We start from the raw sequence: 20729 nt of genomic DNA, 5'->3' as shown, positions 1-20729 counted from the left end.
CGAGCTTGCTCGCGATGCTTTTAGCGGTCGAGAAAACTACGCAAACACTCCACCTGCTGGCGATACGCAACCTCCTGCACCACCGGCCGCAACCGCACCTGCGTCCCCGGCAGGCATTGCGCCAACCGGGCCAGGGCCAACGGAGTCAAGGCCCCCAGGCGTGGATAGCCACCGATGGTTTGCCGGTCGTTGAGCAGCACGATCGGTTGGCCATCCGGCGGCACCTGCACCGCACCGAGCGGAATGCCCTCGGAAATCATCGCCGGCCCCTGATACGCCAACGCCGTGCCCAGCAAGCGGATGCCCATGCGGTCGGCGCGACTGTCCAGTGTCCACGGGGTGTTGAACGCGTCGAACAGACTCTGCCCGCTAAATGCGCCATTCTGCGCCCCCAGGATCAGGTCCAGCGGCTGCGCTTGCTGGAAGTCCGGAATCCGCGTGTGTGGCATGGGCCGAGGCGTCGCCGCGCCTGAATAGCTCAGGCGCTCGCCACGACTCAGCGCTCGCCCTCGCCCATCCAGGCCACCCAGTTCCTCGCGCACTACCGTCGCCCGGCTGCCCAGTACCGCAGGCGCATTGAATCCGCCAGGGGCCGCCAGATAGGCCCGGGCACCGAGCACGGGCTGGGTGAGCGCCAGCACCTGGCCCTTGCGCAGACTGAAGAAGCGCCACGATGCCACGCCCTGGCCGTCTATTCGCGCGCCCAGGTCCGCCCCAGCCAGCGCCAGCACGCAATCCTCTTCGGCCACTACGGTAAAGCCGCCGAGGGTAATCTCCACCACCGCCGCGTCCAGGCCATTGCCGAGCATCCAATTGGCCCAGGCCATCGACAGCCAGTCCGCCGCCCCGCCCTGGGTCACACCCAGGTGCCTCACGCCGAAACGGCCGGCGTCCTGCAACAGGCACAGCGGTGTGCTGGCCTCGATCAACAAGCGGCTCATGCCTGGGTCTCCAGCGGTGTGTCGTCGCCACCCAGCGCGATGAATTCGGCATGGTCCACGGGGGCGAAACGCACCGTGTCCCCCGGCTGCATCAGGCTGTAGCCATCGCGCTCGCGATCAAACAGTTTGGTCGGGGTGCGACCGATCAGGTTCCAGCCACCGGGCGACACCACCGGATACGCCGCAGTCTGGCGCTCGGCAATGCCGACACTGCCGGCGGCCACGCGTTTGCGCGGCGTGTCGAGGCGCGGTGAAGCCAATTCTTCATCCACCAGCCCCATGAAGGCGAAACCGGGGGCGAAGCCCAAGGCAAACACTTGGTACTCGCGTTCACTGTGGCGACGGATCACCTGGGCGACCGTCAGCCCGCTGCGGCTCGCCAGCAGCTCCAGCTCCGGCCCGACACTGAGGTCGTACCACACCGGCAGCACGTGGCATTGGCCGGCGGACCGGGCATCCGGTGAAAGGTTATTCAACGCCTCATCGATCAATTCACGAGCCTGCACCGGGTTCAGGGCGAGCAAATCGTAGTGCACCATCAACGTGGTATAGGACGGCACCAGGTCAATCAGATGCTCGGCAAACACCGCTCGCAGGCGCTCGCTGGCGGCGAGCATCCAGGGCATGTTGGCCTCGGCGATCTCATCGAACAGGCGCACCATCAAGCAGTCCACCGCCACCACTTCCAAGCGTGGTCTCATGGTGCACTCTGCCGGTCCAGGGCTTCGCGGATGCGTTGCACGGCCGCCACGGAACTGGCGTTGTCGCCGTGTACGCACAAGGTGTTGGCAACAAGGTGCAAGGCGCTGCCGTCACTGGCGGTCAACGCATTGCCGCGGGCGATAGCCAGGGCCTGCCCGACAATCACCTCGGGATCGTGGTGCACGGCACCCGGTGCTTGCCGCGAAACCAGGCGACCGGCACTGTCGTAGGCGCGGTCGGCAAAGGCTTCAAACCACAGGGTCAGGCCGTACTCATCGCCCAGGGCCTGGGCGGCGCTGTTGTCCCGGGTCGCCATGAGCATCAGCGGCAGTTGCCGATCATAGGCCGCAACAGCCTGGATCACCGCGCGCAGTTGCGCCGGGTTGGCCATCATGTCGTTGTACATCGCGCCGTGGGGCTTGACGTAGCTGACCCGTCCGCCTTGCGCCCGGCAGATGCCGTCGAGGGCACCGATCTGGTAATGCAGCAGGTCCTGCAATTCCTGGGCGCCGTAGGCCATGGAACGGCGGCCGAAGCCCGCCAGGTCCTGATAGGCCGGGTGCGCGCCGATTCGCACGCCATGGCTCAGGGCCAGGCTGACGGTCTTGCGCATGATGCTCGGGTCGCCGGCATGAAAGCCGCAGGCGATGTTGGCGCAATCGATGAAGGGCATCACCTCGGCGTCCAGACCCATGGTCCAACTGCCGAAGCTTTCGCCGATGTCGCAATTCAATAGCAGGCGGTTCACGGTGAACGCTCCTGTAGGTTCTTTCTTTGTTTAACTGTGGGGCACGCGCACCACAGGTTATCAGTTACTCGGCTTCCAACTGCTTGCCTTGGGTTTCCGGCAGGCTCAGGGCCGCCAGGATCACCACGCCATAGGACACCGCGGCGAACGCTCCGATACCCACGCTCAGCGGCACCTTCTGGCTCAAAATACCAATCAACAGCGGGAACAATGCCGCCACCGCCCGGCCAATGTTGTAGCAGAAGCCTTGGCCCGAACCACGAATGCGCGTAGGGAACAGTTCGGTGAGGAACGAGCCCATGCCGCTGAACATGCCCGACGCGAAGAACCCCAAGGGAAAGCCCAGCCAGAGCATCACGTTATTGCTCACCGGCACCTGGGTATACAGCAGGACGATGGTGAAAGAGCCGACGGCGTACAGGACAAAGTTCTTTTTGCGCCCCAGGATGTCCGACAGGTACGCACTGATGACATAGCCCACGTAGGAACCGACGATCACCATCGCCAGGTAGCCGCCGGTACTCAATACGCTCAGGCCACGCTCATTTTTCAGGAACGTCGGCAGCCAGGACGTGATGGCGTAGTAACCGCCCAGGGCACCGGTGGTCAGCAGCGAGGCGCGAAAGGTGGTGAAAAGGATGCCGGGGGCAAAAATCTCGTAGAACTTCGCTGGGTTTTCCGGCGTCAGCCGGGCCTTGGTCTGGTTATAGACGTCCGGATCCTTGACCAGCCGGCGAACGAAAATAACGAACACCGCCGGCACGATGCCGAGGATGAACAGTGCGCGCCAGGCGTCCTCCGGCGGCAGCACCGAAAACAGCAGCGCATACAGGATCGCCGTCATGCCCCAGCCCAGGGCCCAACCCGACTGCACCATGCCCACCGCCTTGCCGCGATCCTTGGCGCGAATCACTTCACCCATCAACACGGCGCCGGCGGTCCATTCGCCGCCAAAACCGAAGCCCATCAATGTGCGGGCGATCAGCAGTTGTTCGTAGTTCTGGGCAAAGCCGCACAAAAAGGTGAAGAAGGCGAACCACAGCACCGTCAGTTGCAGGGTGCGCACCCGCCCGATGCGGTCCGAGAGAATGCCTGCCACCCAGCCGCCAATGGCCGAAGCGATCAAGGTACTGGTGTGAATCAGGCCTGCCTGGCCAGTGGTAATGCCCCACATCGCGATCAGGGTCGGCACCACGAAACTAAGCATCTGCGTGTCCATGCCGTCCAGGGCGTAGCCGATCTTGCAGCTCCAGAAGGTGCGACGTTCCTGCTGGTTGATGTTGCGATACCAATCGAATGGGCCGGAACGGGCCTGGGGTTGGGGGACGCCGAGCGTGTCGGGTGCACTCATGGTGGTTCTCCGCAGTTTTATTGTTGTAAGTCTCGACGACGCTGACGTGGAGACCGATGCGTCGATTCTTGAGCGCGCGGCCGATCCCGTCCAACGAATAAAACCTCGGTTGGGTCATAAGAAAAATTTGATTGGGTAACACGCAAGGCCTGGCTGAACACCGTTGTGGCCTAGCTGAACACCACTGTGGCGAGGGGATTTATCCCCGCTGGGCTGCGCAGCAGCCCCAAACCTGCTGGATACCATCTACCTGACACTGCGCGGTGTCTGGTTTTGGGGCCGCTTCGCGGCCCAGCGGGAGCAAGCTCCCTCGCCACAGAAGCCGGTTGCGGTTTCGATCAGTCGTGCAATCAGAGCCCGCGCAAATCCCGCTCTTCAATCGGCCGGCTCTGGCGCAGGCGCTTGCCGCCTAGCACCACCCAGTCGATCAGGCGGAACAGGCACTCCAGGCCGAACGACAGCAACAACGCACCGCTGATGCCCCAGATCATGGCCTCGGGAGTCAACAGGATCTGGTAGCTGTAGCCGTTCCAGGTTTCCTTGCGGATGTCCGGATCGGCGGCCAGCGCCACTTGCAGCAAGCGGATGTACCACGGGCCCTGCATGGCCTGGAATTGCTTGTCGAGGGCCTGCTGGCGCACGAGCAAGGTGTTCAGGCTGTCGGCGTCGCTGCGAAAGATCGGGTCTTCGCTGGCGCGGTAATGGGCCACCAGGGCTTGCATGTCGCCCTTGAAGAACTGATTGGCGGTGCCCTGGAACCCTTGCAGGCCGGTCTGCGCCTCGATCAGGTGGGCCTCGACCCGCTTGGCGTAATCGTTGATGAAGCCCGGCACCTGGACCCCAACCAACAGGCCCACCGCGAACAACACCAGCCGTAGATAACTGAGCAACATAACGTGACGTCCTTATTCGGTCCGGCCGTGGCTGACGCATTCGCCGCGTCGCCACAGGCTCCATTGGCCCGGTTCGTAGCGGGTCCAGGTTTCGTTTTCGGTCAACGGTTCGGTGGCGATCACCGTGACCACGTCGTTGGGCGTGGTTTCAGCCTGGAAATCGACTATCACATCCACATCCTTGAGCCGAGCCGGGCCGAACGGCGCGCGACGGGTGATCTGGGCCAGTTTGGTCGAGCAATAGCAGAACAGCCAGTCGCCATCGCTGAGCAAGCAATTGAACACGCCTTTGCTGCGGTATTCGGCGCAGGCCTCGATCAGCGACGGTAGCAATTGTTCCACCTCCACCGGTTCGGGGAAGGCCTGGCGCACACGGTTGAGCAGATCGCAGAAAGCCGCTTCGCTGTCGGTATCGCCCACCGGGCGGTAGAAGCTCACGCCCGGCTGGAAATCGGCGAGTTGGCCATTGTGGGCAAAACACCAGTTGCGGCCCCACAACTCACGCACGAACGGGTGCGTATTGGACAGGCAGACCTTGCCGACGTTGGCTTGGCGAATATGCCCGATCACCACTTCGCTCTTGATCGGATAGCGCTGCACCAGGTTCGCCACTTCCGATTCGCTGCTGGCGGCCGGGTCCTGGAACAGGCGCAGGCCACGGCCCTCGTAGAAGGCGATGCCCCAACCGTCCCGATGCGGCCCGGTCTTGCCGCCGCGCTGCATCAGCCCGGTGAAGCTGAACACGATGTCGGTCGGCACATTGGCGCTCATGCCCAATAACTCACACATGCTCGAACTCTCGCTTCAAGGGGCAGGCCCGGTTACAGGCGCGGTTCGATACGCGAACGCTGGGGGTTGCTCGGCACGGGCGGGCGACCGTAACGGTCATCACCGGCCACGCCAAACGGTGGCTCGTCCTCCGGCTCATCGACCGCAGCGGCGGCTTTTGCGGCGGCGGCCCGTTCCTTGCGAGCGTTGGCGGCCCGCTCGATGGGAAAGCGGATCAGCACCAAAATGAAGTAGAGACCGAAGGCGATCATGCCGTACATGAGCAGATCGGAAGCCGCCCGCCAGACGTTGTTGCCGACTTTGAACAGCACGTCCAGGGCAACAATAGCCAGGGCCGGGGCGACCTTGTCCTTCACCGGATCTACGATGGTAGGGCAAAACAGCAGCACCGCCAGCAACAACCGCAGCGGTTCGCGCAACCAGCGCCACATCCAGCGGGTCATGCGCATCCATACCAGCAGGCAGCCCAGGGCGGCGAAGGCGTAGAGGCCCCAGGCGATCAGATAGTCATTCTCGGTCATGGTGTCCATGGCAAGGCAGGCAAAGAGGCGCTTATAGTAACGGCTTTTCGCTCGTCAGGCTGCCCCGGCGTCTGGCGAATGGCCTGTGTGGTTGGTTCTGTCCAGGCCATGTGTCCCTTTTCGTACAACGTTCGAGAGCCTTTCATGTCCCAATCTGCCCACGTTTCCAACGCCCCGATTGCCCGCAAGGACCCCGGTGTTGACCCATACGCCTGGCTGCAGGAACGCGACACCGACGCCGTGCTCGACTACCTCAAGGCGGAAAACAGCTACCAGGAGGCGCAACTCGCCGACCAGGCCGAACTGCGCGAAACCCTGTTCCAGGAGATCAAGGGTCGGATTCTCGAGACCGACCTGTCACTGCCCTCGCCTTGGGGCCCGTACCTCTACTACACCCGTACCACGGCCGGTGACGAATACCCGCGCCACTACCGCTGCCCGCGTCCGGCCGATGACAGCCTGAACGTGGATGAAAGCCGTGAACAACTGTTGCTGGACCCGAACGTGCTGGCCGGCGGCGGCTTCTTTTCCCTGGGCGCTTTCAGCATCAGCCCTGACCACCAGCGCCTGGCCTACAGCCTGGACACCACGGGCGATGAGATCTACACCCTGTTCGTGAAGGAATTGTCCAACGACAAGGTCAGCGAACTGTCCTTCGCCGATTGCGACGGCAGCATGACCTGGGCCAACGACAGCCTGACGCTGTTTTTCGGCGAGTTGGACGACACCCATCGCCCCCACAAACTCTGGCGCTATCGCCTGGACGGCACTGCCGCCGAAGAGGTGTTCCACGAGCCGGACGGGCGTTTCTTCCTGCATTGCTATCGTTCGAGTTCGGAAAAGCAGTTGATCCTGTCCCTGGGCAGCAAGACCACCAGCGAAGTCTGGGTACTGGACGCTGCGCAACCGCAGCGCCCCTTTACCTGCCTGGCGCCCCGCGTGGAAAACCATGAATACGACGTCGACCACGGCCTGCTCGATGGCCAATGGACCTGGTTGATCCGCAGCAACCGCGACGGAATCAACTTCGCCCTGTACCAGGCCGCCGACACAGGCGTGGCGCCGACCGAGGCCGACTGGCAGAACCTGATCCCCCACAGCGACACGGTGATGATCGACGGCCTGAGCCTGAACGCCGGGGCCATGACCTTGAGCCTGCGCGAAGGCGGCCTGCCGATCATCGAGGTTCACCCGCAAGGCTTGCCGGCCTATCGGGTGCAACTGCCGGACGCGGCCTACAGCCTGCATGTGCAAAACAGCCTGGAGTTCGTCAGCGAGCGCATTCGCCTGCGCTACGAGGCCCTGAACCGTCCGGCGCAGATCCGCCAGTTGGACCTGGCCAGCGGCGCACAGGTCGTGCTCAAGCAAACCCCGGTACTGGGCCCGTTCGACGCCGATGCCTACGTCAGCCAACGGCTGTGGGCCACGGCGCCAGACGGCACACAAGTGCCCATCAGCCTGGTGGTCAAGCGCGAAGCCCTCGGTCGGCCGGTACCACTGTACCTGTACGGCTACGGTGCCTATGGCGAAAGCCTCGACCCGTGGTTTTCCCATTCGCGGCTGAGCCTGCTTGACCGCGGCGTAGCGTTTGCCATCGCCCATGTGCGCGGCGGCGGCGAGCTGGGTGAAGCCTGGTATCGCGCCGGCAAGCAGGAACACAAGCACAACACGTTCGGCGATTTCATCGCCTGTGCCGAGCATTTGATCGCCAACGGCTTCACCACCGCCGAACAACTGGCGATCAGCGGCGGCAGCGCCGGTGGCCTGCTGATCGGCGCGGTGCTCAATCAACGCCCGGAGCTGTTCAAGGTTGCGATTGCCGAGGTGCCGTTCGTCGACGTGCTCAACACCATGCTCGACCCGGACTTGCCGCTGACCGTCACCGAGTACGATGAATGGGGCAATCCAGAGGAGCCGGACGTTTATGATCGGATCCGAGCCTACGCCCCGTACGAAAACGTCAGCGCCCAGGCGTACCCGGCGCTGCTGGTGATCGCCGGTTACAACGACAGCCGTGTGCAGTACTGGGAAGCGGCCAAGTGGGTGGCGAAATTGCGCGCCACCAAGACCGACGACCACCCCCTGCTGCTCAAGACTGAACTGGGCGCCGGCCACGGCGGAATGAGCGGGCGTTACCAGGGATTGCGTGACGTAGCGCTCGAATATGCATTTGTCTTGAAGGTTTTGGGGGTGGTCTGAGGAACTCTGTGGGATGGCCGGGTCTTAGCTCCATGCGCCGGGCATCCCGGATCAAATAACGGTGGGAGCAAGCTCGCTCCCACAGGGGATCTACCATGGGTCTTTTTACACCCGGGCCAAACTGAACCTGCAACACACACAAGAAAAAGACCGTGCCAACATGTCAGAACCGACCTTACTGAACAAAGAAATCCGCGACTGGCTGATGGACTGCGGTCTGTTCGACCAGTTGCTGCCTGTGGACTTCGCCGCGGCGTCGGGCTATTTCAGCATCAGCGCCATCGCCCAGGGCGAAGCGATTTTCCACGAGGGCGATGCCGGCAGCTTCATGTGCATCATCCACACCGGCCAGGTAGCCGTGCAGAAAACCGGCCCCGACGGCCAACCCGTGACCATCGCCACGCTGCGCAGCGGCCGGGCATTCGGCGAAATGGCCGTGCTCGACGGCGAACGGCGCTCGGCCAGTTGCATCGCCGCCAGCGATTGCCAGTTGCTGAACCTGGGCAAGGACTCCCTGGAAAAAATGCTCAACGACGCCCCCAAGATCGCCGCCAAGATCATCCGCGCCCTCGCCGTCTCCCTGTCCAAGCGCCTGCGCATGGCCGATGGTCAGTTGCTGTCGCAGCAGGTCTGACAACAACACATAAACCCAGTGGGAGCGAGCTTGCTCGCGCGATGGCGGCGGATCAGCCAGCATTGAAGCCGACGGACACACCGCTATCGCGAGCAAGCTCGCTCCCACAGGTGAATGCGTCGTCTTGTCGATTTATCCTCCCGGCGACTTGGCCTTCACTGGCTTGGGCTCCATGCCCGGTATCGGCTGGTCCTTGGGCGGCTTGGGCATTTCGATGGGGGGCAGCAAGGGCGGTCCGCCGCTTCCGGGGCCAACCTTGGGCACCCCGTTGGGCGTGACCGGCGGATAGGGCATGGGAGTGGCGGTGCCAGGCGATCCGGGGATGCTGGGCGGGTTGACTGGAATCGTCGGTTGTTGAGCCTGGGCGCAACTTATTGAGAGCGCCGCCAGGGCAATGGCCGTTAGAATGATGCACTTCATCAATGGCTCCGTGGCTATTGTCTGCTTTAAGGCTAGTCGTTACCGCGCGGTTTGCCCTCCTACGAGATTTCCATGAAACGTTTCGTTCTGCTCGACACCACGCCCATCCCTGATAACGGCGGTGCCCTGTGCCTATTCGAGTACGGGGAAGACTTCGTCATCAAGATCCAGGGCGGTGACGGCGGGCAGTTGATGAACACCCGCATGCACGGTTCCGAAGACGCCCTGGCAGAGATTCCTTGCCGCAAGGTCGCCGGTCGTCCCGGCTCGCGCGTGCTGATCGGCGGCCTCGGCATGGGGTTCACCCTCGCCTCGGCCCTCAAGCACCTGGGCAAGACCGCCGAAGTGGTGGTGGCCGAACTCGTGCCCGGCGTGGTGGAGTGGAACCGTGGCCCCCTGGGTGAAAAGGCCGGGCGGCCGTTGTCGGATGCGCGCACAGTGATCCGCATGGAAGACGTCGCCAAGGTGCTGCAAGCCGAGCCCCAGGGGTTCGACGCGATCATGCTGGACGTCGACAACGGCCCGGAAGGCCTGACCCAGAAAGCCAACAGTTGGCTGTATTCGGCTGGAGGCCTGGCCGCCTGCGCCAAGGCCCTGCGGCCCAAGGGCGTGCTGGCGGTGTGGTCGGCCAGCGCTGACCGGCAGTTTTCCGACAAGCTGAAGAAGGCCGGCTTCAAGGCCGAAGAGGTGCAAGTGTTCGCCCATGGCAACAAAGGCACCCGCCACACCATCTGGATTGCCGAGAAGCTCAAGGGCTGAGCTAAACTCTGTCCAACCGTCATCCGTCTTGTCTACAAAGGTGAACCCATGAGTTCGTCAACGCCACCGTCCAACACCGCCAAGCTGGACCGCATCCTCGCCGATGCCCAGCGCGACCGGGAGATGGGCTACCGCGACAAAGCCCTGAAAATGTACCCCCATGTCTGTGGCCGCTGCGCCCGTGAGTTTTCCGGCAAGCGCCTGAGCGAACTGACCGTTCACCACCGCGACCACAACCACGACAACAACCCGCAGGACGGTTCCAACTGGGAACTGCTGTGCCTGTACTGCCACGACAACGAACACTCGCGCTACACCGACCAGCAATATTTCGGCGACGGCTCCCTGAGCACTCCGAAAATCGCCAAGGCGACCCACAACCCCTTCGCCGCACTGGCCGGGTTGATGAAGAAGGACGAGTAATTAGCCGTTGTGCGAGTGGGTTTATCTTGCGCTGCAAAGTGTTGCTCCACAGATCAAATCCCCTCGCCAAAAGTGGCCTGCTCGACTGTGGTGCGGCTGCCTGTGCAGCTTTCATGGTCCAGCTGACAAATCTGCAATGCCCCCGTCAGGTCGCTGACAGCTTCGCACCTTTAGCATGCCCGTTACTTCCCTCATTTGCAGGTCAAGTAAGCCAAGGTTGATGAATATCAATCTGCCAAAGCCCTCCCTGCCTATTCTGTGGTTATCGGCGGCGGTGGCTCGCCCGGCCTGAAGGAGCGACACCATGAACACTCATCAACCCCCAGCGGGCGCAACGCCATTCTGGCGGGGCAAGACCGGCATTGTATTGATCATGTTGTTGGCCATCGGCCTCTTCTATCTGGCGCGAGAACACTTCAGCCACATCGCGGCGAATTGGCCGTACCTGATTCTCCTGATATGTCCCTTGATGCATATCTTCGGACACGGCCACGGCCATGGCGGTCATGGACGACATGGCCAACCACCCGTCAACCGCAGGGATCAGGAAGGCCCCTAGCCATGCCAGACGTTCCAGCGCACCTTCACCACAGTGCTCCAGCGCCCAGCGGCGACATGGCGACTGAATACACCTGCCCCATGCACCCGGAAATACGCCAACCCGGCCCCGGCACCTGCCCCAAGTGTGGCATGACGCTGGAGCCGGTGATGCCCGCGCTGGAAGAAGAGGACAATCCAGAACTCAAGGACTTCACCCGCCGCTTCTGGTGGTCACTGCCGTTGACGGTGATCGTCACGGTGCTCGCCATGGCGGGGCACGCTTTGTCGCTGTTTCACGGTGCAACGCAAAATCTCATCGAGTTTTTCCTGGCGACACCCGTGGTCCTGTGGGCAGGCTGGCCGTTTTTTGTACGGGCAGTGGCCTCTGTTCGCCAGCGTAGCCCGAACATGTGGACCCTGATTGGCCTGGGCACCGCGGCGGCCTATCTCTACAGTGTCGCCGCCACGTTTTGGCCGGGAGGATTCCCCACCACATTCGTGCAAGAGGGGCGTATCGGCGTCTACTTTGAAGCCGCCGCAGTGATCATCTCCCTTACCTTGCTGGGGCAGATGCTGGAGCTCAAGGCACGCTCCCAGACGTCGGCCGCCATCAAGTCGCTGCTGGGGCTGTCCCCCAAAACCGCGCGCCGGATCAATGCCGATGGCCAGGAACAAGACATTCCCTTGGCCCACGTCCATCAGGGTGACCACCTGCGGATCAGGCCCGGTGAAAAGGTCCCGGTCGATGGTACGGTACTCGAAGGAGAAAGCGCCGTTGACGAGTCGATGCTCACCGGCGAGCCGGTTCCGGTGATCAAACGCGCCGGGGACAACCTGATCGGCGCCACGATCAACTCCCACGGTAGCTTGGTGATGACGGCGCAGAAGGTCGGCGCCGAGACCGTCCTGGCGCAAATTGTCCAGATGGTCGCCCGGGCCCAGCGATCGAAAGCGCCTATGCAGCGCATGGCCGACGTGATCGCTGGCTATTTCGTCATGGGCGTGATTGCCATCGCCGTACTGACCTTTTTCGGCTGGGGGCTGTTAGGCCCCGAACCTGGCTGGGTCTTCGGGCTGATCAACGCCGTCGCCGTGCTGATCATCGCCTGCCCCTGCGCGCTGGGACTCGCAACCCCCATGTCGATCATGGTGTCCACCGGCAAGGCTGCCAGCCTGGGCGTGCTTTTCCGGGACGCCAGCGCCATCGAGAACTTATGCAGGATCGACACGCTGATCGTCGATAAGACCGGCACCCTGACCGAAGGGCGCCCGGCCTTTCACAGCGTGAAAGCCACCCAGGGCTTCGACGACCGCCAGGTGCTGCTGTTGGCCGCCAGCCTCGACCAGGGCAGCGAACATCCCCTGGCCCACGCCATCGTCGATCACGCACGAGCCGAGCATCTTGAACTGATCAAGCCGGCTTCATTTGAATCCGGCAGCGGCATCGGTGTCAGTGGCCGGGTGGACGGCAAACAGATCCACTTGGGCAATACCGCCCTGATGAACGCCGCCAGCATCAGCGTCAGCCCACTGCAACAGCAGGCCGAGCAGCTACGCGCGCAAGGCATCAGCATTATCTACATGGCGGTCGACGGAGTACTGGCCGGGCTGCTGGGCGTCTCGGACCCGATCAAGCCAACCTCCAGGGAAGCGGTCAGCCGGCTCAAGGCTCACGACATCACAATCATCATGGCCACCGGCGACGGCCTCACCACGGCACGCGCCGTGGCCAGGGAGATGGGCATTGAAGAGGTCCATGGCGAAGTCAAACCCGAGGACAAGGAACGTCTGGTGGCGGACCTGCAGCGCGATGGCCGCCAGGTCGCGATGGCGGGTGACGGAATAAACGATGCGCCCGCCCTGGCTCGGGCGAACGTAGGCATTGCCATGGGTACAGGCACGGACGTGGCGATGAACAGCGCCCAGCTGACCTTGGTAAAAGGCGATTTGATGGGGATCTTGCGGGCCCGCACCCTTTCGGTGGCAACCGTTAGAAACATGCGCCAGAACCTCGGCTTTGCCTTCCTCTATAACTCGATGGGTATTCCGTTGGCGGCCGGCCTGCTGTACCCCCTGACCGGTCACCTGCTCTCGCCCATGATTGCCGCCATCGCCATGAGCGTGAGTTCGGCATCGGTGGTGTTCAATGCCTTGAGGTTGCGTAACACGCCAGCACAATAATCCGGCGCCCATAAAAAACAGGCGCCACCAGGGCGCCTGACCGTCTCAAAACCAAAGGAGAACAAACGAGACGGTAATCAGCCGCCATTCGGACAGTTATCACCCAGGAGCCTATATTCCAGGGTATTGAGCTTGCCGTTCGAGTCTTCGTAGGTCATGCGCGACGGTCCGACACCACAGCCTTTATTGGCCGGTGTAATGCTCACCACTTTTTTAACATCGAGTTTCATGCCGTATTCGTAATGAACGATTTCGGCGATGGCTTTGCCGTTTTCGACGGCGTATTGCGCCATGGCTTGTTGATTGTTCTGGATCATCTGGCCATAAACCCGGTCACCTCCGCCTTCCGCCAAGGCAAGGGAAGAAAGGGACAGGATCGAAACGGCGAGCAAGGCATCAAGGGTTTTCATGAGGAACTCCGGCAGTCATTTGTCAGGCAAACCATAACGACTGGTGCCTGTCACGACGCTGGCGGGGACGTTACCGATTGGTCAGGTTCGTGAACAGGTAACCGACTATCACCCCCCACTCACAAACTGAACACGCAGCCCCATTCCCCGTATAATCGCGCCTTTTCCCCAAAGGCACCCCGCCCGTGGCCAACAAACGCTATAGCTGCATCGGTCTGTTCAACCCCAAGTCACCGGAAAACGTCGGTTCGGTCATGCGTGCCGCCGGCTGCTACGGCGTGGCGTCGGTGTTCTACACCGGCAAGCGCTATGAGCGAGCCGCCGACTTCGTCACCGACACCAAGAAAGTCCACTACGACATTCCGCTGATCGGTATCGACGACCTGAAGAAAATCCTGCCCCTGGGCTGTGTGCCGGTGGCCGTGGAACTGGTGGAAGGCGCTCGCCCACTGCCCGAATACACTCACCCGGACCGAGCGCTGTACATTTTTGGCCCGGAAGACGGCTCGCTGGACAAGGACATTCGCGAGTGGTGTGAGGATGTGGTGTACATCCCCACCACCGGCTGCATGAACCTGGCCGCCACCGTCAACGTCGTGCTGTATGACCGCATGGCCAAAGGCAACAACACCCGTTCGGGGCCGCAATTCCGCTGATCGGTGCAACATTCGATTGAACAAGGCAATCGCTCGGGCAGTCAGCTTTATACCAATCCCCATACTGGAGACAGATCATGAGCGATAACAATCCGTTCGAGCCGATTGAGACCACCCCTTTCCAATCCCATCCGCCACAAAACGTGCATGGTTGGGAACGCATTGGCTCGCTGGCCGGCGGTGTGCTGATGATGGGCAAGGGCTTGCGCCGTGGCGGTGTGCTCGGCCTGGCTCAACTGGCGATCGGCGGCATGGCGCTGGCGCGGGGGATCACCGGGCATTGCTCGGCCAAGGCCTTGTTGGAAAAGAACCGGCAGAACCTCAGCAACGCCCGCGCTCGCATCGAACAGGCCGGTGATGAGCTGAGCCGCCTAAAGGCCAATGCCGAGGCGGCGACTGGCACGGCTACGGTGACGGGGAATGATTCGTTGGATTCGCCGAAGGTTGGGCTCTGATTTTTGCAGCGCCGCTGATGGCCCCTTCGCGAGCAAGCTCGCTCCCACATGTTTTGTGAACGCCGAAAACCCAATGTGGGAGAGCTTGCTCGCGATGGCGGTGTCACTGAAGTAACCGGGTATCCAGCACAGTAGAGGCCCCACCCAGAACGCTCTCACTGAGCTGCACAAACTCTTTGGTATCGACCGTTTCCAACCGCATCGCCGCCTGCAACACATCATCCAGCGAACGCTTGTTGCGGGTTTTCAGGCGAATCTCGCGGTCCAGTTCCTGCAACAGCAACACCGCCTTGGCCACCTCCGCCGAGCTGATCTGTTCGCCGCGCAAGGTGGTGATGCCCTTGCTGTCGCGGGCGAGCCGGTCGTTCAAGGTCTGATAGCGCTCATCACTCAGGCCGCCGGCGCGGCGCAGCAGTTCGATGGCGTAGTACTCGGTCAGCCCTTCGCTGATCCAATCGCTGCGATCATGATCATTGACCCGGGCCAATGCCTGCACCAACTCCCGCAGCAATGGGCTACTGCCCCGCTCGCTGACCAGCGGCGGACGGCTGTGCAGGTAGATCGAGTCATGACCGGCCTGGGCGCCACGCCACAACGGATCGCCGGCGCCGACAATCAGCAACTTGGCCGGATGGCGCGGCACCAGTGCTTGTACCTGCGGCCAGACGAATGTCAGCAGCGTCAGCACATCCATCCGGCGCATGCCTTGGCCCTGGGGCGAGGCGACCGTCACCTCAGTTTCGCCCAGGCGGGTGCGGCGGCTACCCAGTTTGCCGGCGAGCATCCAGCCCGTAGGGCGGTCGAACAGGCGCGAGGGGTTGTCGATGCGAAAGCGTTGCTTGCCGATGCGCGGCCAGGGCGTCTCGATGCTTTTCCAGCCATTGGGCAATTCAACTTCAAGACGGGCCACCAGTTCGACGCCGTCCTGCTGGTCGAGCCTGGCCGACGGCACCAGGTCGTCGCCGCGCAGCAACGCCCACGTCGGGGTCATGCGGGTTTCGAAGGTGGCGTTCTTGCGCGCATGGCTGATGCGCACGCGGTAGCTCAGGCTGGCCTTGTCCGCTGCCGGCCGCCAGACACCTCGCGCCTCTTTGCCGGGAGTGAGTTGCCATTGGCCGTCGGCCTTGAAATCGCTGTAGCGACTGCCGTCGCCGAGGTCGAAATCCAGGCTACGCACCGCCGCCCCCCGGGCCAGGGTCAGACGCACCTCGGCCTGATCGCTCAGGGGCAACAGGTGCACGTGATAATCCAGATCGACTTTCTGCGCCGCCCACAGCGGCCCGCACATCGCCAGCAGCCCGGCGGCCAGCATCCGTTTCAATCCTGCAGCCATGGGTTCTCCCTGGGGCGCGCCGCCCGACGGCTCAGCCGGCGCGGAAAATCAGATGATCTTCCCAATCGTCTTCCGGCACGCTGCCTTCGGCCAGCATACGCCCGGACTGGGAAATGCGTTCGTGGTGCACCGCATCGCGATCACCGCAGACCAGGTGGTGCCACAACGGCAAGTCCTTGCCCTCGCTGACCAGCCGATAACCACAGGTCGGCGGCAGCCATTTGAACTCATCGGCCTTGCCCGGCGTGAGCTGGATGCAATCGGGGACAAAGTCGCGGCGGTTGGGATAGTCGGAGCACTGGCAGGTTTTCAGGTCCAGCAGTTTGCAGGCGATGCGCGTGTAGTAGACGCTGTTGTCGTCTTCGTCTTCGAGTTTTTGCAGGCAGCACAGGCCACAGCCGTCGCACAGCGATTCCCATTCCTGCAGATCGAGCTGATCGAGGGTTTTGCGTTTCCAGAACGGTTCGACTTTGGCGGCCATGGCTCAAGCATCAACATCAGGTGGTGAAAAGGCCGACAGTCTAGTGCCCGGGCCTCTTCAGGCCAAGCATTGGCGACTGTCGGTAGGCCGGGACTTGTCAGCCCGGGCGGCGGGACGTAGGTTGTTTCATTGACTTTCCAAACCCCAGCCAGGTAAGCCCATGAGTGCCAATCCCCGCATTGCCGATTACGCGATTCACCCTCAATTCATCGAGCGCTGGTCGCCCCGTGCCTTTACCGGCGAGACCATTGCCGAAGAAACCCTGCTGGGCTTCTTCGAAGCTGCACGCTGGGCGCCGTCGGCGTACAACTCCCAGCCATGGCGCTTCCTGTATGCGCGTCGCGACACGCCGAATTGGGAGCGTTTCCTGGGCCTGCTCAATGAATTCAACCGCAGCTGGGCCCAACACGCCTCGGCACTGGTGATCATTGTTTCGAAAACCACCTTCGCCGTTCCCGGCGCCACCGAAGAAACCCCTGCGCAGTCCCACACTTTCGATACGGGGGCGGCCTGGGGCCACCTGGCGCTGCAAGCCAGCCTCAGCGGCTGGCACACCCATGGCATGGCCGGTTTCGACCAGGCGTTGACCCGCAAGGAACTGAAGATCCCGGAAGGCTACGCCCTGCACGCCGCCGTGGCGATTGGCAAGCTGGGGGACAAATCGACACTGGCCGAATACCTCCAGGCCCGCGAAACCCCAAGCCCGCGCCGGCCGTTGAGCGAACTGGTGGCTGAGGGCGACTTCACCCTGTAACCCTGCCCCTTCATGTGAACAAACTATTCACATAAGAACGGCACTTCCCGTGGCGAGGGAGCTTGCTCCCGTTGGGCTGCGCAGCAGCCCTGAATCAGCCGGCTCGGACAATCTGATGCACCGCGTGCTTAGGTTTTGGGCTGCTGCGCAGCCCAGCGGGAGCAAGCTCCCTCGCCACAGGGTTGGGTTCACACAAACCTTAAGTGAACGGCGTAACCCGGAGCGGGAAGAAAGTCAGTAACCCCGGCTGAAATCCACTTCCCCGCGTAGCGCCTCACCGGCCTGATAGGCCCGCAGGTTTTCCAGGAACAACTGCACCATCATCGGCGGCGAGGTCGGTGCCGAGCTGTGGCCGGTCAGCAGCAGGCCCCAGGCGGTCCAGAAGGGGTGGCGCTGTGGCAATGGCTCCTGACGGCAGACGTCAATCACCGCACCGGCCAGGTGCCCATCCTTCAGGGCTTGCACCAGGTCCGCATCCACCACCGCCACGCCACGGCCGACGTTGATGAACAACCCGGTCGGCTTGAATTGCTTGAATAGCGCCGCGTCGTACACATCATGGGTATCGGGTGTGTTGGGCAGCAAATTGATCACGTAATCCGCCTCACCCACCAAGCGCGGCAGATCCTTCAGCGCCCCGACTTCGATGAACGGCGCCAACGCTCGCGCTTCACTGGCCACACCGTACAGTTGCACACCAAACGGCACCAGGAACTGCGCTACCCGCTGACCGATATCACCGGTCCCGACGATCAACACCTTGCGCCCGGCCAGGCTTTGCCCCTGGCGGTTGTCCCACTTGCGCTCGACCTGGCTGACCAGCCGCGCCAGCACCTCACGCTCGTGGCCGAGCATGTAGGTCAGCACGTATTCGGCCATCACCTGGCCGAAAATGCCCACCGCACGGGTCAGGCGGTAGTTGCGCGTCAAGCCTTCGGCCAACAACGGCGTGATACCCGCCCAGGTCGATTGCAGCCAGCTGGGTCTATGGCCCTGACGCAACAAGGTGGCCAGCAGATCAGGCTGGCCGAGCCAGACCGGGCAATCGGTGGCCAGTCGCGACAATTCGGCGGAGTCGCCGCTGGTCAGGACTTCAATATCGGGTGCCGCCTGACGCAGAAGCTGGGCGTACACCGGGTGGTCGTGTTCGGCAATCAGAACGCGCATGAGTCAAACCTTTCAAAAACAGTGCAGACAACCGCCGATAGAGTGTCGCTCCATCCATACGATCGTCGTCAATAAACCCTTCCAGTGTTTTTCCAGAGGCACCCAGAACAGGTGCCTCAGAGACCTTCAGACCGGGTCGTTGCGGCGCAACAACTCTTCGGGCAAATGCTCGATGTACTCGTCTTCGGCCGGCGGCATTTGCAAGTGATAGCCCTGGGTGTCGAGGTTTTCCAGCACTTTGTTGATGTCCTCCCGTGACAGCGCCCGCTCGGGGCTCAGGACCAGGTCGAAGGCATGGATCGCCTTGCCAAAGGCGGCCATCAACGGCTCAGGCACGCGCTCCAAGGCATCGCTCTTGAGCACATACAGGTACATCTCGTTTTTCTTCGAGCTTCGATAGATGGAGCAGATACGTTTCAAGGCTGTTCTCCGGCAGTGGCCAGGCTGTCGAGCAGCGCCTGGCCCATCAATTCGCGGCGCCAGCCACGCAGCGAATCGGGCAATTGGTAAGGGCCCTCGGGGAAGCCGCTCTTGATCAGCGCTTCGAGGGTTTTCTTGCGCAGCATCAGCTCCGGGGCGATTTCCAGGCGCTCGGCTTCAGCCTGCCCCAACGCCCGCAGACGCTTGACCAGGGCCGAGGCCTCGATGGGCAGTGGCTCGGCCACGGCCGGCGGCCATTGCTCGGGCGGCACGCTGGCGGCGCGCTGGATCAGGTCCAGCAGAAACTGGCCGTCCTGGCGCACGGTGCGCGGGTGCATGTCTTCGATCTTCGCCAACGCGCCAAGGTTATCCGGCTGGGTACGGGCCAGGGGCCACAGCGAATGCTCGCGAATGATGCGATTGCGCGGCAGGTCACGGGCCCGCGCCTCGCGTTCGCGCCAGGCGCACAGCTCGCGCAGCACGGCCAATTGGGCGCGGGACAGTTTCCAGGCGAGCTTGGCCTCGCGGTAGACCTCGTACGGGTCGACCTCGCGACGCAGGTTGGCCACCAGTTCGGCGCCGTCTTCCAGGACCCAACGGTATTTTTCGTCGGAAAGCTTCGGGCGCAGCAGTACGAAAACTTCTGCCAGGTGCACGGCGTCCTCTGCCGCGTAGCTGATCTGCGTCTCGGACAGGGGCCGTTGCAGCCAGTCGGAACGGGTCTCGCCCTTGGGCAACTCGATACCCAGCACTTCCTGCACCAGCCGCGAATAGCCCATGGAGAAACCCAGGTTCAGGTAAGCGGCGGCCAATTGCGTATCGAACAGCGGCGCAGGCAGGCTGCCGGTCAGGCGCAGCAGCACTTCAAGGTCTTCGCTGCAGGCGTGCAACACCTTGAGCACCGCCGGGTTTTCCAGTAGTGCGGCCAAGGGTTGCCAATTGTCGATGGTCAAGGGGTCGATCAGGTAGGCACGCTTGCCGTCGCCGATCTGCAATAAACCGGCAATAGGGTAAAAAGTGTCGACCCGCATGAATTCGGTGTCGAGGGCGACGAATGGCAACTGCTGCCACTCGGCGCAAAACTGACCGAGGCTATCGTTGTCGCGAATCCAGTGAATATCGATGGCCACACGGCTCTCCCTTGAAGAATGGCGCGCAGTATATATCGCCGCCGGCGATTGCGAGCATCCATAGAGCAGCCGCCTGAGAGAAATCGCCTGCGAAAAAGCAAGAATAGTCCTACATCAAGACTTAACCGGTCTTACGCAACACATAAACACGCGTCAGGGCAAAACCGGGCAGGAAATCCTGGTACCAAAGCACGCTGAAACCGGCCTGGCGGAACTCGGCTTCCACATCAGCCTTGTCGGCCAGGCTCCGTCGCGGCGCCTGGCCGATCTTGAGGCGGCCTTCGATTTGCACCAAAACGATCACCGTGTCGCGACTGACCCGATGAAATTCGCGCAACAGCGCCAGGCGATGCTCGCTGGTGCTGACGTGGCGAAACAGTTGCAGACAACAAATACAATCCACCGCGTTGGCCGACAGCCCGATGGTGAACGCTGAACTCGGGAAGGTCTTGACCCGTTGGAGCAACGCGCCGCCATGGTGAGTGAGCGCATGTTCGAGCATGTCCGGCGACGGGTCCGCCGCCAGGATCACCCGGTTGGCGTGCTCGGCCAGCACCGGCCAGAATCGTCCCGCGCCACAGGCCACATCCAGCACCAACCCGGGCTCGCCCGCCACCTTCAGGGCATTGCGTACCATGTGCTCGTCGCGCCAGAACGCCAGGCGCAATCGTCGAGGCGTCGGCCCACAGCAGACCTGTGCATGCTCCTGGTCATGCTGCCTGGCGAACTCAAGCTCGACGGTGGATGGGGGTAGCCCGGACATACGAACGGCTCTTGGAAAAGATTGAATGACAGGTTAACCAACACTGCGTGAAAAAAAGG

24 protein-coding genes are annotated in these 20729 nt (G+C 62.4%); 9 read left to right on the top strand and 15 right to left on the bottom strand.

Annotated features, from left to right (window positions below; all coding sequences use genetic code 11):
* Positions 1-20: 20 nt before the first annotated feature.
* From BLO97_RS17835 to BLO97_RS17805, 7 genes are all read right to left on the bottom strand, one after another.
* Positions 21-941: a 5-oxoprolinase subunit C family protein gene (locus BLO97_RS17835; protein ID WP_092150793.1), complete on the bottom strand. Its 921-nt coding sequence runs from the start codon at positions 939-941 to the stop codon at positions 21-23.
* Positions 938-1642 (bottom strand): 5-oxoprolinase subunit PxpB, encoded by a 705-nt coding sequence (pxpB, locus tag BLO97_RS17830; protein ID WP_092224857.1) that lies wholly within the window; start codon positions 1640-1642, stop codon positions 938-940. The genes BLO97_RS17835 and pxpB overlap by 4 nt, the downstream gene beginning before the upstream one ends.
* A complete protein-coding gene (locus BLO97_RS17825) occupies positions 1639-2391 on the bottom strand; it encodes a 5-oxoprolinase subunit PxpA (protein ID WP_092224859.1) in 753 nt (250 codons plus the stop codon). The genes pxpB and BLO97_RS17825 overlap by 4 nt, the downstream gene beginning before the upstream one ends.
* A gap of 64 nt (positions 2392-2455) precedes the next feature.
* Complete coding sequence (locus BLO97_RS17820; protein WP_092150784.1) at positions 2456-3742, bottom strand: MFS transporter; 1287 nt, start codon at positions 3740-3742, stop codon at positions 2456-2458.
* Between the two features lie 350 nt (positions 3743-4092).
* Positions 4093-4635 carry a DUF2937 family protein gene (locus BLO97_RS17815; RefSeq protein ID WP_063322493.1) on the bottom strand — a complete coding sequence of 181 codons (543 nt, stop codon included), beginning with the start codon at positions 4633-4635 and terminating at the stop codon, positions 4093-4095.
* Between the two features lie 12 nt (positions 4636-4647).
* Positions 4648-5424 carry a class II glutamine amidotransferase gene (locus tag BLO97_RS17810; RefSeq protein ID WP_003198875.1) on the bottom strand — a complete coding sequence of 259 codons (777 nt, stop codon included), beginning with the start codon at positions 5422-5424 and terminating at the stop codon, positions 4648-4650.
* Positions 5425-5456: 32 nt separating this feature from the next.
* Positions 5457-5954 carry an MFS transporter gene (locus BLO97_RS17805; RefSeq protein ID WP_092347107.1) on the bottom strand — a complete coding sequence of 166 codons (498 nt, stop codon included), beginning with the start codon at positions 5952-5954 and terminating at the stop codon, positions 5457-5459.
* 135 nt (positions 5955-6089) lie between these two features.
* Here BLO97_RS17805 and BLO97_RS17800 point away from each other — a divergent pair, with 135 nt between their 5' ends.
* Both BLO97_RS17800 and BLO97_RS17795 read left to right on the top strand, forming a co-directional pair.
* The gene (locus BLO97_RS17800) at positions 6090-8144 is read left to right on the top strand and encodes a S9 family peptidase (RefSeq protein WP_092347104.1); all 2055 of its coding nucleotides are present in this window, start codon (positions 6090-6092) and stop codon (positions 8142-8144) included.
* 160 nt (positions 8145-8304) lie between these two features.
* Complete coding sequence (locus BLO97_RS17795) at positions 8305-8778, top strand: cyclic nucleotide-binding domain-containing protein (RefSeq protein ID WP_063325148.1); 474 nt, start codon at positions 8305-8307, stop codon at positions 8776-8778.
* A 132-nt stretch (positions 8779-8910) separates the two neighbouring features.
* On the opposite strand, the gene BLO97_RS17790 is transcribed toward BLO97_RS17795, so the two are convergent.
* Entirely contained in the window at positions 8911-9198 is a 288-nt protein-coding gene (locus BLO97_RS17790; protein ID WP_063322496.1) for a hypothetical protein, read from the bottom strand.
* A gap of 72 nt (positions 9199-9270) precedes the next feature.
* Between BLO97_RS17790 and BLO97_RS17785 the strand changes: the two genes are divergently transcribed.
* The 4 genes from BLO97_RS17785 to BLO97_RS17765 all read left to right on the top strand — a co-directional run bounded on the left by BLO97_RS17785 (position 9271) and on the right by BLO97_RS17765 (position 13101).
* Positions 9271-9957, top strand: coding sequence for a spermidine synthase (locus BLO97_RS17785; RefSeq protein WP_092347101.1), 687 nt, complete (start codon positions 9271-9273; stop codon positions 9955-9957).
* Positions 9958-10005: 48 nt separating this feature from the next.
* Positions 10006-10380: a YajD family HNH nuclease gene (locus BLO97_RS17780; protein WP_003184246.1), complete on the top strand. Its 375-nt coding sequence runs from the start codon at positions 10006-10008 to the stop codon at positions 10378-10380.
* 304 nt (positions 10381-10684) lie between these two features.
* The gene (locus BLO97_RS17770) at positions 10685-10939 is read left to right on the top strand and encodes a DUF2933 domain-containing protein (RefSeq protein WP_018607538.1); all 255 of its coding nucleotides are present in this window, start codon (positions 10685-10687) and stop codon (positions 10937-10939) included.
* Between the two features lie 2 nt (positions 10940-10941).
* Complete coding sequence (locus BLO97_RS17765) at positions 10942-13101, top strand: copper-transporting P-type ATPase (RefSeq protein WP_092347095.1); 2160 nt, start codon at positions 10942-10944, stop codon at positions 13099-13101.
* 77 nt (positions 13102-13178) lie between these two features.
* Here BLO97_RS17765 and BLO97_RS17760 read toward each other — a convergent pair whose 3' ends face one another.
* Positions 13179-13511 (bottom strand): DUF2790 domain-containing protein, encoded by a 333-nt coding sequence (locus tag BLO97_RS17760; protein WP_063322500.1) that lies wholly within the window; start codon positions 13509-13511, stop codon positions 13179-13181.
* A gap of 185 nt (positions 13512-13696) precedes the next feature.
* Here BLO97_RS17760 and BLO97_RS17755 point away from each other — a divergent pair, with 185 nt between their 5' ends.
* Together BLO97_RS17755 and BLO97_RS17750 are read left to right on the top strand one after the other, a co-directional pair.
* Positions 13697-14167, top strand: a complete 471-nt coding sequence (locus BLO97_RS17755; protein WP_092347092.1) for an RNA methyltransferase — start codon at positions 13697-13699, stop codon at positions 14165-14167.
* 77 nt (positions 14168-14244) lie between these two features.
* Positions 14245-14622 (top strand): YgaP family membrane protein, encoded by a 378-nt coding sequence (locus tag BLO97_RS17750; RefSeq protein WP_003198860.1) that lies wholly within the window; start codon positions 14245-14247, stop codon positions 14620-14622.
* 103 nt (positions 14623-14725) lie between these two features.
* Here BLO97_RS17750 and BLO97_RS17745 read toward each other — a convergent pair whose 3' ends face one another.
* Entirely contained in the window at positions 14726-15955 is a 1230-nt protein-coding gene (locus BLO97_RS17745; RefSeq protein ID WP_063322503.1) for a hypothetical protein, read from the bottom strand.
* 31 nt (positions 15956-15986) lie between these two features.
* A complete protein-coding gene (locus BLO97_RS17740) occupies positions 15987-16436 on the bottom strand; it encodes a YcgN family cysteine cluster protein (protein ID WP_063322504.1) in 450 nt (149 codons plus the stop codon).
* 160 nt (positions 16437-16596) lie between these two features.
* Between BLO97_RS17740 and BLO97_RS17735 the strand changes: the two genes are divergently transcribed.
* Positions 16597-17190 (top strand): nitroreductase family protein, encoded by a 594-nt coding sequence (locus BLO97_RS17735; protein ID WP_063322505.1) that lies wholly within the window; start codon positions 16597-16599, stop codon positions 17188-17190.
* A gap of 234 nt (positions 17191-17424) precedes the next feature.
* Here the strand turns inward: BLO97_RS17735 and BLO97_RS17730 are convergent, their stop codons facing one another.
* The 4 genes from BLO97_RS17730 to BLO97_RS17715 form a co-directional block, all read right to left on the bottom strand.
* A complete protein-coding gene (locus tag BLO97_RS17730; RefSeq protein ID WP_092148557.1) occupies positions 17425-18357 on the bottom strand; it encodes a D-2-hydroxyacid dehydrogenase in 933 nt (310 codons plus the stop codon).
* A gap of 126 nt (positions 18358-18483) precedes the next feature.
* Complete coding sequence (locus BLO97_RS17725) at positions 18484-18777, bottom strand: YcgL domain-containing protein (protein WP_003198853.1); 294 nt, start codon at positions 18775-18777, stop codon at positions 18484-18486.
* Complete coding sequence (gene rnd / locus BLO97_RS17720) at positions 18774-19907, bottom strand: ribonuclease D (protein WP_003198851.1); 1134 nt, start codon at positions 19905-19907, stop codon at positions 18774-18776. The genes BLO97_RS17725 and rnd overlap by 4 nt, the downstream gene beginning before the upstream one ends.
* A gap of 121 nt (positions 19908-20028) precedes the next feature.
* On the bottom strand, positions 20029-20670 hold the full coding sequence (locus BLO97_RS17715) for a class I SAM-dependent methyltransferase (protein ID WP_092347089.1): 642 nt from the start codon (positions 20668-20670) through the stop codon (positions 20029-20031).
* Positions 20671-20729: the final 59 nt, after the last annotated feature.

The organism is Pseudomonas sp. NFACC05-1, from assembly GCF_900100135.1.
Classification (GTDB): Bacteria; Pseudomonadota; Gammaproteobacteria; order Pseudomonadales; family Pseudomonadaceae; genus Aquipseudomonas; species Aquipseudomonas fluorescens_Q.
The sequence above is the reverse complement of the archived record's forward strand: the minus strand, read 5'-3'. Positions and strand labels throughout refer to the sequence as shown.

Bases quoted from the DNA above. Each gene is read 5' to 3' on its own strand.
- BLO97_RS17835 (WP_092150793.1), bottom strand. From the start codon at position 941: ATGAGCCGCTTGTTGATCGAGGCCAGCACACCGCTGTGCCTGTTGCAG.
- pxpB (WP_092224857.1), bottom strand. From the start codon at position 1,642: ATGAGACCACGCTTGGAAGTGGTGGCGGTGGACTGCTTGATGGTGCGC.
- BLO97_RS17820 (WP_092150784.1), bottom strand. From the start codon at position 3,742: ATGAGTGCACCCGACACGCTCGGCGTCCCCCAACCCCAGGCCCGTTCC.
- BLO97_RS17815 (WP_063322493.1), bottom strand. From the start codon at position 4,635: ATGTTGCTCAGTTATCTACGGCTGGTGTTGTTCGCGGTGGGCCTGTTG.
- BLO97_RS17810 (WP_003198875.1), bottom strand. From the start codon at position 5,424: ATGTGTGAGTTATTGGGCATGAGCGCCAATGTGCCGACCGACATCGTG.
- BLO97_RS17805 (WP_092347107.1), bottom strand. From the start codon at position 5,954: ATGGACACCATGACCGAGAATGACTATCTGATCGCCTGGGGCCTCTAC.
- BLO97_RS17800 (WP_092347104.1), top strand. From the start codon at position 6,090: ATGTCCCAATCTGCCCACGTTTCCAACGCCCCGATTGCCCGCAAGGAC.
- BLO97_RS17795 (WP_063325148.1), top strand. From the start codon at position 8,305: ATGTCAGAACCGACCTTACTGAACAAAGAAATCCGCGACTGGCTGATG.
- BLO97_RS17790 (WP_063322496.1), bottom strand. From the start codon at position 9,198: ATGAAGTGCATCATTCTAACGGCCATTGCCCTGGCGGCGCTCTCAATA.
- BLO97_RS17785 (WP_092347101.1), top strand. From the start codon at position 9,271: ATGAAACGTTTCGTTCTGCTCGACACCACGCCCATCCCTGATAACGGC.
- BLO97_RS17780 (WP_003184246.1), top strand. From the start codon at position 10,006: ATGAGTTCGTCAACGCCACCGTCCAACACCGCCAAGCTGGACCGCATC.
- BLO97_RS17770 (WP_018607538.1), top strand. From the start codon at position 10,685: ATGAACACTCATCAACCCCCAGCGGGCGCAACGCCATTCTGGCGGGGC.
- BLO97_RS17765 (WP_092347095.1), top strand. From the start codon at position 10,942: ATGCCAGACGTTCCAGCGCACCTTCACCACAGTGCTCCAGCGCCCAGC.
- BLO97_RS17760 (WP_063322500.1), bottom strand. From the start codon at position 13,511: ATGAAAACCCTTGATGCCTTGCTCGCCGTTTCGATCCTGTCCCTTTCT.
- BLO97_RS17750 (WP_003198860.1), top strand. From the start codon at position 14,245: ATGAGCGATAACAATCCGTTCGAGCCGATTGAGACCACCCCTTTCCAA.
- BLO97_RS17745 (WP_063322503.1), bottom strand. From the start codon at position 15,955: ATGGCTGCAGGATTGAAACGGATGCTGGCCGCCGGGCTGCTGGCGATG.
- BLO97_RS17740 (WP_063322504.1), bottom strand. From the start codon at position 16,436: ATGGCCGCCAAAGTCGAACCGTTCTGGAAACGCAAAACCCTCGATCAG.
- BLO97_RS17735 (WP_063322505.1), top strand. From the start codon at position 16,597: ATGAGTGCCAATCCCCGCATTGCCGATTACGCGATTCACCCTCAATTC.
- BLO97_RS17730 (WP_092148557.1), bottom strand. From the start codon at position 18,357: ATGCGCGTTCTGATTGCCGAACACGACCACCCGGTGTACGCCCAGCTT.
- BLO97_RS17715 (WP_092347089.1), bottom strand. From the start codon at position 20,670: ATGTCCGGGCTACCCCCATCCACCGTCGAGCTTGAGTTCGCCAGGCAG.